The sequence below is a fragment of the Nonomuraea spiralis genome (genome assembly GCF_014648435.1).
Lineage (GTDB): Bacteria > Actinomycetota > Actinomycetes > Streptosporangiales > Streptosporangiaceae > Nonomuraea > Nonomuraea spiralis.
Window position 1 is genome coordinate 145,845 of record NZ_BMRC01000010.1, and the last position, 12,313, is coordinate 158,157.

A 12,313-nucleotide genomic window follows, 5' to 3' on the forward strand; every position below is an offset into this window, starting at 1 on the left:
TACGGGCGCCGTACCGGGGGACGTCTCGGTCATTCCACCTCGACCGCGGCCTGGGTGAACTGGGCCGAGTAGAGGCGGGCGTACGCGCCGTCCTGCGCCAGCAGGCTCTCGTGGGTGCCCTGTTCCACGATGCGGCCGTCCTCCATGACCAGGATCAGGCTGGCGTCGCGGATCGTGGACAGGCGGTGGGCGATCACGAAGCTCGTACGGCCCTCGCGCAGCGAGCTCATGGCCCGCTGGATGAGCACCTCGGTACGGGTGTCGACCGAGCTGGTGGCCTCGTCCAGGATCAGGATCGCCGGCTCGGACAGGAACGCGCGGGCGATCGTGATGAGCTGCTTCTCACCCGCGCTGACCGAGGCCCCCTCCTCGTCGATCACCGTGTCGTAGCCGTCGGGCAGCGTGTGCGCGATGCGGTCCACGTGGGCGGCCTGGGCGGCGGCCTCGACGCGCTCGCGGGTGGCGCCCTCGGCCCCGTAGCCGATGTTCTCGGCGATCGTGCCGCCGAACAGCCAGGTGTCCTGGAGCACCATGCCGATGTTGGCGCGCAGCTCCTCCCTGGACATGTCGGCGATGTCGACGCCGTCGAGCGTGATGCGGCCGCCGGTCACCTCGTAGAAGCGCATGACGAGGTTGACCAGGGTCGTCTTGCCCGCTCCCGTGGGGCCGACGATGGCCACGGTCTGGCCGGGCTCCACGGTCAGCGACAGGTTCTCGATCAGCGGCCGGTCGGGGGCGTAGCGGAAGGAGACGTCCTCGAACGCGACGCGGCCCCGCAGCTCGGCGGGCCTGGCGGGCTCGGCCGGCTCGGCCGACTGCTCGGGGGCCTCCAGCAGCTCGAAGACGCGCTCGGCCGAGGCGATGCCCGACTGCACCAGGTTCGCCATGCCGGCCACCTGGGTCAGCGGCTGGCTGAACTGCCGCGAGTACTGGATGAACGCCTGCACGTCGCCCAGCGAGATCGAGCCCGAGGCCACCTTGAGCCCGCCCACCACGGCGACCAGCACGTAGTTGACGTTGCCGATGAACATCATCGCCGGCTGGATGATGCCGGAGATGAACTGGGCGCGGAAGCTGGAGGCGTACAGGGCCTGGTTGTGCTCCTCGAAGGTGGCGGCGGCCTCCTGCTGCCGGCCGAAGACCTTGACCAGGGTGTGTCCGCCGTACATCTCCTCGATGTGGCCGTTGAGCTTGCCCGTGGAGGACCACTGCTTGATGAACTGGGGTTGCGAGCGCTTGCCGACGACGGCGGTGACGTAGACCGAGACCGGCACCGTGACCAGGGCGATGAGCGCCAGGACCGGCGAGATCCAGAACATCACGACCAGCACGCCCACGACCGTCAGCACCGAGGAGATGAGCTGGCTCATGGTCTGCTGGAGGCTCTGGGCGATGTTGTCGGTGTCGTTGGTGGCGCGGCTGAGGATCTCGCCGCGCGGCTGGCCGTCGAAGTAGCTGAGCGGCAGCCGCGCCAGCTTGGCCTCGATCCGCTCGCGCAGCCGGGACGCGGCCCGCTGCACCACGGTCGCCGTGATCCGGAACTGCGCGATGCCGAGCAGCGCCGCCACGACGTAGATCGCCAGCACCCAGCCCAGCACCTGGGCGAGGGCGGTGAAGTCGATGCCCTGGCCGGGCACCACGTTCATCGAGCCCACCATGTCGGCGAAGGTGTCCTGGCCCTTGGCGCGCAGGCCCGCCACGGCCTGCGCCTTGGTGATCCCGGCGGGCAGCCGGGCGCCGATGATGCCGGAGAAGATCAGGTCGGTGGCGTGGCCGAGGATCTTGGGGCCGGTGACGGTGAGCGCGACGCTGACCGTGCCGAGCGCCAGGACGACGCCGAGCAGCGCGCGCTCGGGCCGCAGCAGGCGCAGCAGCCTGCGCAGCGTGCCGCCGAAGTCGAGCGCCTTCTCGGCGGGCCCGCCCATCATCCGGGCCGGCCCGAAGCCGGGTTGTGGCCGCCGTGCGGGAGCCTGGGTGGTCATGCCGCCGCCTCCTGTTCGGTGAGCTGGGACAGCACGATCTCCCGGTATGTCGGGCAGGTCTCCATGAGCTCGGCGTGGTCGCCGCTGCCGACCACCCGGCCCTCGTCGAGCACGAGGATGAGGTCGGCGTCGCGGATCGTGTTCACCCGCTGGGCGACGATGACGATCGTGGCGTCGGTGATCTCCTCGGCCAGGGCGGCGCGCAGACGGGCGTCGGTGGCGTAGTCGAGGGCGGAGAAGGAGTCGTCGAACAGGTAGATCTCGGGCCGGTGCACGAGGGTCCTGGCGATGGCCAGGCGCTGGCGCTGGCCGCCGGAGACGTTCGTGCCGCCCTGGGAGATCGGCTCCTCCAGGCCGCCGGGCATCGCCTCGACGAACTCGCGGGCCTGGGCGATCTCCAGGGCCTGCCACAACTCCTCGTCGGTGGCGTCGGGGCGGCCGTAGCGCAGGTTGGAGGCCACGGTGCCGGAGAACAGGTAGGGCGACTGCGGGACCAGGCCGACCGCCCGGGCCAGCGCCGCGGGGTCGAGGGCGCGTACGTCGACGCCGTCCACCAGCACCTCGCCGGCGGTCGCGTCGAACAGTCTCGGGACGAGGTTGAGCAGCGTCGTCTTGCCGCTGCCGGTGCTGCCGATGATCGCCGTGGTACGTCCGGGCCGCGCGGCGAAGCTCACGCCGGACAACACCGGGTCCTCGGCCCCCGGGTAGCGGAAGCCGACCGACCGCAGCTCCAGCTCGCCCCGGTGACCGTCGGGGGTGACGGGCTCCGCCGGCGGGCGGACGGACGGGTCGGTGCCGAGCACGTCCTCGATGCGCTCGGCGCAGACCTCGGCGCGCGGGATCATCATGAACATGAACATGGCCATCATCACCGACATCAGGATCTGCATGAGGTAGGAGATGACCGCCGTCAGCGCGCCGACCTGCATGGCGCCGTCGACGATGCGGTGACCGCCGAACCAGACGACGGCGACGCTGGAGACGTTCACCACCAGCATGACCGACGGGAACATCAGCGCCATCAGCCGCCCGACCCGCAGCGACACGTCGGTGAGCCGGTCGTTGGCCGCGCCGAAGCGCTCGCGCTCGTGCCGGTCGCGGACGAACGCCCTGATGACCCGGATGCCGGTGATCTGCTCGCGCAGCACCTGGTTGATCCGGTCGATGCGCTCCTGCATGGTGCGGAACAGCGGGCGCATGCGCCAGACGATCAGGCCGACGATGACGATCATCACCGGCAGCGCGACGAGCAGCAGCGACGACAGCGCCGTGTCCTGGCGCAGCGCCAGCACGATGCCGCCGACGCACATGATCGGCGCGGCCACCATCATCGTGAACGTCATCAGCACGAGCAGCTGCACCTGCTGCACGTCGTTGGTGGTCCGGGTGATCAGCGACGGCGCCCCGAACCGGTTGACCTCCTGGGCGGAGAAGCCCTGCACCCGGTGGAAGATCGCGGCCCGCAGGTCGCGGCCGAGGGCCATCGAGGTCCTGGCGCCGTAGTAGACGGCCACGATCGAGCAGACGATCTGGACGAGGGTCACGCCGAGCATCACCAGCCCGACGCGCATGATGTAACCGGTGTCGCCGGTGACGACGCCTTCGTCGATGATGTCGGCGTTCAGTGTGGGGAGATAGAGCGTGGCCAGTGTCTGCACGAACTGGAAGAGGACCACGAGCGTGATCTCCTTCCCGTACGGCCTGAGCTGGACCCGCAGAAGACGGAGCAGCATCAATGGACGCTTTCTGTGGAGGGGGTGAGGGAGGACGGCACCAGGAGCCCGTCGAGCAGGACGGAGACGATCTCCTCGTCGTCCATGTCGCCGAAGTCGTCGGACAGGCCGAAACCGCGGTGGACGCTCACCGAGACGAGCATGAGCAGCAGTTGCGCCGCGGCCCTGGGCGAGCGGCGCAGGTGGTCGCGGTCGGGCTCGACGAGGGCGGCGAGCGCGGCGGTGATACGGCCGCGGCTGTCCATCATGCGCTCGCGGAACTCGACGTCGTCGGTCATCAGCTCGCGGGGCGCGGTGAACAGGTTGGCGTTGGCGGTCATGCCGGCCCGCAGCAGCGCCACCGCCTCATGCAGCCGGGCGCGCAGCTCGGACGTGGTGCCGCCGATGGCGGCCAGCGCCTTCTCGGCCGGTTCCGGGTCGAACGCGCTCATCAGGGCGGCGCGCAGCAGCGTGGCCTTGTCGGGGAAGACGCCGAAGATCGTGCCCTCGGCCACGCCCGCGGCCTCGGCGATCTGGCGGGTGCTGACGGCGGTGCCGTGCGCCCGGAGGAGGGGGATGGTGGCCGCGATGAGGGCGGCACGGCGGTCTTCGGGTGCCATGGCGGGCACCCGTCGCCTTCTTGTCATGCGGACGAGCGTAATGAGTGAGCACTCGCTCGTTCAAATCATTATTTGTCGGGAATGCGTTTCGGCTGGTCAGGGCGTTCTGTCGTCGGCCAGGTTCTTGAGCCACACGCCGGCGCCTCGCATGAGCACGTCCAGTTCGCGGCGCAGCTCGGCGTTCTCGCGGCGCAGCCAGAGCAGTTCGGCCCGCTCCTCCAGGGAGAGCACGCCGGTCTCGGCCGGGCGCGGGTGGTGGTGACCCTCGGGTTCGTGGGAGCGGAACGCGTCCTCCCAGGGGCCGAGGGCGTCCGCCTGGACGAGCACCTGGAGCGGCGGCCGGGCGGCCTCGTCCGAGCGGGCGACCGTGACCGGGGCGGGGGCGAAGGCCTGGGTGGGAGCCTGGGCGGGGGTCGCGGCGGCCGGGGTCGCAGCGGGGGTTTGGGCGGGGGACGGGGCGGTGGCGGGGCTTGGCTTGGGCAGCGTCAGGGTGACCAGCGCGGCGGCCAGCGCGACGCCGCAGCCGATCAGCAGGGCGGTGCGGAAGCCCGTCTCCGACGGCAGCGTGTGGCCGCCGACCGTCACGGTGAGCTGGGCCAGGACGACGCCGATCACCGCGGCGCAGACCGAGGTGCCGATGGAGCGCATCAGGGTGTTGAAGCTGTTGGCGGAGGCGGTCTCGGTCCTCGGGACCGCGCCCATGATCAGGGCGGGCATGGCCCCGTACGCCAGGCCGACCCCGGCGCTGCCGATGCAACCGGCGATCATCAGACCCCAGCTCCAGTCCATCAGGCCGAGCGCGGCGCCGTAGCCGGCCGCGATGACCAGCGCGCCGACGAACAGGCTGGTCTTGGGGCCGCGGGCGGCCGACAGGCGGGCGCCGAGCGAGGAGACGGCCATCATCATCAGCCCGGACGGCGCCATCCAGAGTCCCGCGGCCAGCATCGACTGGCCCAGGCCGTAGCCGAGCGCCACGGGGAGCTGGAGGATCTGCATGAGGACCAGCGACTGGGCGTACATGGCGAAACCGACGAGGATCGAGGCCACGTTGGTGAGCAGCACCTGCGGGCGGGCGGTGGTGCGCAGGTCCACCAGGGGGTGGCGGACGCGCAGCTCCCACAGCGCCCACAGCAGGGCGAGCACCACCGCGCCGCCGAGCATCCCGAGCGTGGTGCCGCTCGACCAGCCCCAGTCGGCGCCCTTCGACACGCCCAGCAACAGGCAGACCAGCACCGCGCCCAGGCCGATCGCGCCGACGAGGTCGAGGCGGCCCCCGGCATTGGCGGGCGTGGCCGGGACCAGCAGCCAGATCAGCACCGCGACCAGCACGCTCAGCGCGGCCGAGCCCCAGAACAGCACCCGCCAGTCGGCGTACTCGGCGACCGCGGCCGAGATCGGCAACCCGAGCGCGCCGCCGATCCCCATGGACGAGCTCATCAGCGCGATGGCCGGGCCGACGCGCTGGGGCGGCAGCAGGTCGCGCAGCGCGCTGACGCCGAGCGGGATCATGCCGACGCCCAGGCCCTGGAGGCCGCGTCCGGCGATCATCGGGATCAGGGAGCCGGACAGCGCGCACACCACGGACCCGGCGATGAGCGGCAGGGAGCAGACGAGCATCATGGTGCGCTTGCCGTAGAGGTCGCCGAGCTTGCCGACCACGGGGGTGGCGACCGCGCCGACCAGGAGCGTCACGGTGATCACCCACGACGTGTCGGCGGCACTGGCGTGCAACATCCGCGGCAGCTCGCCGATCAGCGGCACCACCAGCGTCTGCATGAGCGAGCCGACGATGCCGGCCACCGCGAGCACGCTCACGATCCCGCCACCGGAACGTGCACTGGGCGCGGAATGCACCATTAATCCCCCTATTGTCCGAATGCACCCTACACAGGATGTGGCACCTGCACAACCTGTGCATCATGCATACCGAACCCACCCTTGCGGCCCGCGAGGAGGCATTTGTCCGGAGAAGGCGCAGGGCGCCGGAAGCGCGGGTCAGCCACGGTCGAGGGCGCCGCCGTCGAGGACCTGGTCGATGTGGGCGGCGAGTTCGACGTCGCGCGCGGTGACCCCACCCGCGCTCGGCGTCGAGAGCCGGAACCGGATGCCCTCCCCCGTACGCTCGATCCCGGCCTGGTGGCCCAGCGAGGCGCCCTCGTTGTGCACCGCCTCGCTCAGCCAGCCGTAGTTGTCGGGCGTGATCGGCACGTCCTTGAGCAGGACGTGGCCGTCCCGGCGCCAGCCCTCCAGCGCGGCCAGGGCGGTGTCGATCTCCTCGTCGGTCAGCCGCTCGGTCATGATCCCCCCAAAGTCGTCGTTCCCCGACGCTCGGCTACCACCGATCGGCCGCTTCACACCCGCCCTCTACCTCTATAACGTGTAGTACTACAACTTGTAGAGGATGATTTCATGCGCGTACTGATAGCAGGAGCGGGGATCAGCGGGCTGGCGGCCGCGAGGGGCCTGGTCGCGGCCGGGCACGAGGTCGTCGTGCTGGAGAGCGCGGACGCGCCACGCCTCGGCGGCGGCGCGATCACCCTGTGGTGCAACGGGACGGCGATCCTCGGCGACCTGGGCGTCGACCTGGAGGGCACCGGGCAGCGACTGTCCACGTTATCCCTGCGCACGGCCCGTGGCCGCCGGGTGGCGGAGATCGACCTGGAACTCCTGACCACCCGCTTCGGCTCGGCGCCCCGGGTGATCCCGCGCGGCTCGCTGATCAGCCTCCTGGCCGGCGGCCTCCCGGAGGGCGCCGTACGGTTCGGCGCGCAGGTGGAGGACCTGGAGGCCGACCGCGACGGCGTCCGCGTACGGACCCGGGCGGGCACGGAGTACGAGGCGGACCTCCTGATCGGGGCGGACGGCGTACGCTCACGGGTGCGCACCCTCGTGCTGGGCGACGGCCCGGCGGCGACGACGGGCGCGGCGATCTGGCAGGGCCTGACGCGCGCCCCCTTCGACCCGGGCCCGACCACGACCCTGATGATCGGGCGGCAGGGCGACTTCGGCTTCATGGGCGCGGGCGACGGGCTCATGCAGTGGTTCTTCGAGCTGTCCTGGTCACCGGACGACCCGCCGCACGACAAGCCGGTGGAGATGCTGCGCCGCCGGTACGCCGATTGGGGCCCGCTGGCGCGCCGGGTCCTGGACTCGCTGTCGGACGGCGACGTCGAGCTGTTCCCGCACACCCGGCACCGGGTCCCGCGCCGCTGGGGCGACGGGCGGTGCGTGCTGCTCGGCGACGCGGCGCACGGGATGCCGCCCGTCGGCGCGCACGGCACCAACCAGGCGCTGGAGGACGTGGCCGCCCTCACCGACTGCCTGCGGGCCGCGCCCGATCCGGCGACGGTGGTGGACGCGTACTCGGCCAGGCGCCGGCGGCGGGCGGCGCTGGCCTCGACGGTCGCCTCGAACATGCTCGCGGTGTCGGGCCCGAGATCACTGATGCAGAGCGAGCCCCTGATGCGGTTGAACGGCACCACCCCGCCCCGCCTGGCGACGCTGGGCTTCGCCCGCCTGCTGCGGGCGCTCAGCGACCGCATCTGACACTCGGAGCGCACGCCTGCGCCGCCTCTGACATAGGGGTTGACCTCGCCGTGACGCCCGCCCACCGCCGCCGAGGCCGTGACAGGCCCGGAATCACAAGATCATTTATATAAATGCTTGAATTAAAGCATTTACGTCCTGACTTACCGGGTATTTCGGGCAAGTCATTTCTGTCAGGACGTACAAACTGTTTGCCGAAACAGTGGGAAATGTGATCAGTTTACGGACGTGAGAGATTTTCTCATTGTCGGGGGCGGTGTCGCGGGCGCCTGCGCGGGCTTCTTCCTCGCCGAGTCCGGCACCGTGACCCTGCTCGAAGCCGAGCGGGTCCCCGGCCACCACTCGACCGGACGGTCGGCGGCCCTGTTCTCGGAGTACTTCGGCAACCCTCCCGTCCGGGCTCTCACGACCGCGAGCAGGGCCTTCCTCGCCGCGCCCCCGCCGGGCTTCGCCGCCACCCCGCTGCTGACCCCGCGCGGGGTGCTGGCACTGTGCCCGCCCGGCGGGGAGGGGCTGTTCGACGAGGTGCTGGCCGAAGGGCGGCGGGCCCCGGCGCCGGCCGTGGAGATCGACGCCGCCGAGGCCCTGACACACTGCCCGGTCCTGCGCCCGAACCGGATCGGCCGGGCGATGCTGAAGCCGGGCGCCATGGACATCGACGTGGACGCCCTCCACCAGGGCTTCCTGCGCGGCATCCGGGCCCGGGGCGGTCAGGTGGTCACCTCGGCGCGGGTGCGCGCGCTGTCGCGGACCGGCGGCGTCTGGCGGGCGGTCACGGACGCGGGCGAGCACGCCGCGCCGACCGTGGTCAACGCGGCCGGCGCGTGGGCCGACGAGGTGGCCGGGCTGGCGGGGGTACGCCCGGTGGGGCTGCGTCCGCTGCGCAGGACCGCGTTCCTGGTGGACCCGCCCGCCGGTACGGACGCCGCGTCCTGGCCGATGGTCACCGACGTGGCCGACACCTACTACTTCAAACCCGAATCCGGCCGGCTGCTCGTCTCCCCCGCCGACGCGACGCCCGTCCCGCCCTGCGACGCCCGCCCCGACGACCTGGACGTCGCCGTCGGCGTACGGCGCGTCGAGGAGGCCACGACGCTGACGATCCGCAGCGTCCGGCACGCCTGGGCGGGGCTGCGCAGCGTGGTGGCCGACGGGACGCCGGTGATCGGGCCCGACCCCGGCGCGCCCGGGTTCGTCTGGCTGGCCGCGCTCGGCGGCCACGGGGTCCAGACGTCCCCCGCCGCCGGCCGGATCGCCGCCGCGGCGGCAGAGAGCGGGGCCGCCGACCCGGCGTACGCGCCGGGCCGGCTCTGGAACGACTTGGAACGCCTATGAGGAAGGCGACGGGGGCGCGTGAGGCAAGGGGACCGGTCGCCGTTCGTACATTCCTGACAGAGAGGTGGAAATGACCGGCAACACCCGCGGCTTCACGGGCCGGGCGGTCGACTTCGGTCCGTTCCGCAGCGTCCCGGCGATGATCGAGGAGCAGACCGACCGGAGCCCCGAGCGGCCGGCGGTCACCTATGACGGCAGGACCCTCACGTACGGGCAGCTGGACGACCTGGTCAACGGCCTGGCGGCGACACTGGCCGGACACGGCGTGGGCAAGGGCGACGTGGTCGCGGCCCTGCTGGTCAACTCGCTGGAGCTGCCGGTCGCGTACCTGGCGCTGATGAAGCTGGGCGCGGCGTTCGTGCCGCTCGACCCGTCCTGGCCGGTCGAGCGGGTACGTGACACGCTCGGCGTGCTGCCGGACGGGCCGGTCCTGTGCGCGGGCGGCGAGCGGCTGCCGCCGGAGGCGGCCAACCGGGCCGTCACGGTCGGGATCGACGCGATCGTCCCGACCTCTCACCGCCCGGCGGTCGACGTCGGCCCGGACGACCTGGCGTACGGCTACTTCACCTCCGGCACGACCGGCACCCCCAAGTGCGCGATGAACCGCCACGGCGGCCTGGCCAACCGGCTGCGCTTCATGACCCGCTACTTCGGCGCGACCGGCGACGACGTCGTGCTGCAGAACAGCAGGCACACCTCCGACTCCGCGCTGTGGCAGCTCTTCTGGCCGCTGACCACGGGCGGGCGCACCGTACTGCCCGTGCAGGGCGACTTCCTCAACCTGCGGCACACCATCGACCTGATCGCCCGGTACGGCATCACCACCGCCGACTTCGTCTCCAGCGTCTTCAACGCCCTGGTCGCCATCGTGGACGGCGACCCCGCCGCCCTGCGCGGGTTGTCGTCCCTGCGCCGGCTCGTCGTCGGCAGCGAGGCGGTCAGCCCGCGGGCGGTGCACCGCCTGATGGCCCTGCTGCCCGGACTCGGCATCACCAACGGCTACGGCCCGACCGAGGCGTCCATCGGGATGGTCTTCCACCGGGTGTCCGCGGCCGACGGCGACGCCGTCCCGCTGGGCCGCCCGATCGACAACTGCTACGCGGTCGTGGTGGACGACGACCTGCGTCCGGTGCCGCCCGGCACGACCGGCGAGATCGCGATCGGCGGCGTCTGCCTGGGCGCCGGCTACCTGGGCGACCCCGCCGCCACGGCCAGGGCGTTCGTCGGCAACCCGTTCCCGGATCAGATCCCCGGCGAGCGCCTCTATCTCACCGGCGACCTCGGCCACCTGGACGACGAGGGCCGCCTGTTCTTCTCCGGCCGCAAGGACTTCCAGGTCAAGATCCACGGCGTGCGGATCGAGCTGGGCGAGATCGCCGCGGCGGCCCAGCGCTGCCCCGGCGTGCTCCAGGCCGAGGTGCTGGTGGCCGAGCAGGCGGGCGTGAAGGCGCTGGCGCTGTTCGCCTCCGGCAGGGGCCTGACCGCGGACGCGCTGGCCGCGGAGCTGCGCCGTACCCTGCCCAGGACCAGCGTGCCCCGCTACTTCTTCCCGCTGGCCGAGATGCCGCTGCACGACAACGGCAAGGTGGACCGCGGGCGGCTCCAGGAGATCCTGGACGGCAGGCTGAGCGAGGACTCCGCGCTGCTGGCCGAGAGCGCGCCGACCGCCTGCCTGTCCGACCAGGTGCTCCGGGCGATGCGCTCGGCGCTGGGCTGGCCGGGGCTCACGGCGGAGACGCACTTCGCCGAGTCGGGCGGCGACTCCATCCAGGCCCTGTCCGTCGTCCACATGATCACTGCCGAGACCGGCGTACGGGTGGACGTCAAGGACCTGTACGACCATCCGACCGCCGCCGCGCTGACCCTGCTGATCGAGCGCCGCCGCCGCGACCACGACGCCATCGAGGAGGAGTCCGTGCTGATGGCGCGCGACTCCGCGGTGCCCGACGGGGAGCCCATCCGGCAGGCGTCCAGGCCGGAACGGCTGCGTACGGTGCTGGTCACCGGGGCCACCGGGTTCGTCGGCAGCCGTCTGGTGCACGAACTGCTGGACCGCGGCGGGCTGCGGGTGTGCTGCCTGGTAAGGGCGGCCGACGACGAGGCGGCCACCGCCCGGGTCGTGGCCGCGCTCACCGAGCGGGGGTTGTGGGAGCCGCGCTTCGCCGACCGGCTGGAGGGCTACGCGGGCGACCTGGCCTTACCCGGCCTCGGGCTGGACGGCTCCACCTGGGAGCACCTGGCCCGAGCCTGCGACCTGGTGCTGCACAACGGCGCCATGGTGAACTTCCTGTTCGACTACCGCGCCCACCGCCAGGCCAACGTGCGCGGCACGATCGAGCTGGTGCGGCTGGCGATGGCCCACCATCCCGTGCCGCTGCACTACGTCTCGACGCTCGGCGCTCTGCAGGCGGAGGCGCTCCACAGGGGCGAGCGCGTGCCGGAGGACTGCGACCCGGCGCTGGCCAGGCCGCCGGGCGGCGGCTACAGCCGGTCCAAGTGGATCGCCGAACGCTACCTGGCCGAGGCCCGGCGCCGGGGTGCGCTGGTGACCGTGTTGCGGCTCGGCGAGGTCATGCCGAGCGCCGACAACGGCTACCCCAACCCGGTCGCCTTCACCCACCTGCTGCTCTCGGCGTTCCTGCGGCTGGGCGTGCGTCCCGACGTCCCCACGCGCACGGACTACACGCCGGTCGACTACGTCGCCTCGCGGGTCGCGGCGGCCGTGTCCGATCCCGAGGTCTGGGGCCGTACGCTGCACGTCTTCCGCGCCGAGAGCGTCAGCTTCGACGACGTGCCGGCGCGGGCGGGCGTACCGGTCACGCCGATCCCGTGCGGCGACTTCGCGCGGCTCGTCCGGGAGACGGGCCGGGCGGGCGGGGACCGCGAGCTGATCACGCTCGCCTCGCTGCTGCCCGCCGCGGGGGACGAGGAGGAGCTGCGCCGGGCGTTCGGCGGTCTGCTGACCGACAACCCCGCCCTGTTCCGCAAGGACGAGTGCCACAGGCTCGAACAGCGATGGCGGCTCGGCGAGGGCACCCTCGACGGCCCGATCGCCGCCTACCACGCCCGGCTGGCGGGCACGGCCGGGCAGCGGGTGCCCACCGGTTGATCAGGAAAG

Annotated in this window: 8 protein-coding genes; 3 read left to right on the plus strand and 5 right to left on the minus strand. The window is 72.1% G+C overall.

Translation table 11 applies throughout. From position 1 onward, the window contains the following. Positions 1-29: 29 nt before the first annotated feature. From IEZ27_RS25250 to IEZ27_RS25270, 5 genes are all read right to left on the minus strand, one after another. Complete coding sequence (locus IEZ27_RS25250; protein ID WP_189649511.1) at positions 30-1,982, minus strand: ABC transporter ATP-binding protein; 1,953 nt, start codon at positions 1,980-1,982, stop codon at positions 30-32. Further along, entirely contained in the window at positions 1,979-3,715 is a 1,737-nt protein-coding gene (locus IEZ27_RS25255; RefSeq protein ID WP_189649512.1) for an ABC transporter ATP-binding protein, read from the minus strand. Before IEZ27_RS25255 ends, IEZ27_RS25250 begins: the two co-directional genes overlap by 4 nt. Beyond that, positions 3,715-4,341: a TetR/AcrR family transcriptional regulator gene (locus IEZ27_RS25260; protein ID WP_189649513.1), complete on the minus strand. Its 627-nt coding sequence runs from the start codon at positions 4,339-4,341 to the stop codon at positions 3,715-3,717. The genes IEZ27_RS25255 and IEZ27_RS25260 overlap by 1 nt, the downstream gene beginning before the upstream one ends. 69 nt (positions 4,342-4,410) lie before the next feature. Next, complete coding sequence (locus IEZ27_RS25265) at positions 4,411-6,129, minus strand: MFS transporter (RefSeq protein ID WP_308427309.1); 1,719 nt, start codon at positions 6,127-6,129, stop codon at positions 4,411-4,413. Between the two features lie 180 nt (positions 6,130-6,309). Further along, complete coding sequence (locus IEZ27_RS25270) at positions 6,310-6,612, minus strand: 4a-hydroxytetrahydrobiopterin dehydratase (RefSeq protein WP_185845165.1); 303 nt, start codon at positions 6,610-6,612, stop codon at positions 6,310-6,312. Positions 6,613-6,723: 111 nt separating this feature from the next. Between IEZ27_RS25270 and IEZ27_RS25275 the strand changes: the two genes are divergently transcribed. The 3 genes from IEZ27_RS25275 (at position 6,724) to IEZ27_RS25285 (ending at position 12,304) form a co-directional block, all read left to right on the plus strand. After that, a complete protein-coding gene (locus IEZ27_RS25275) occupies positions 6,724-7,860 on the plus strand; it encodes an FAD-dependent oxidoreductase (RefSeq protein ID WP_189649515.1) in 1,137 nt (378 codons plus the stop codon). 228 nt (positions 7,861-8,088) lie between these two features. Then, entirely contained in the window at positions 8,089-9,195 is a 1,107-nt protein-coding gene (locus IEZ27_RS25280; RefSeq protein ID WP_189649516.1) for an NAD(P)/FAD-dependent oxidoreductase, read from the plus strand. A 70-nt stretch (positions 9,196-9,265) separates the two neighbouring features. Then, positions 9,266-12,304, plus strand: coding sequence for a non-ribosomal peptide synthetase (locus IEZ27_RS25285; protein ID WP_189649517.1), 3,039 nt, complete (start codon positions 9,266-9,268; stop codon positions 12,302-12,304). Positions 12,305-12,313: the final 9 nt, after the last annotated feature.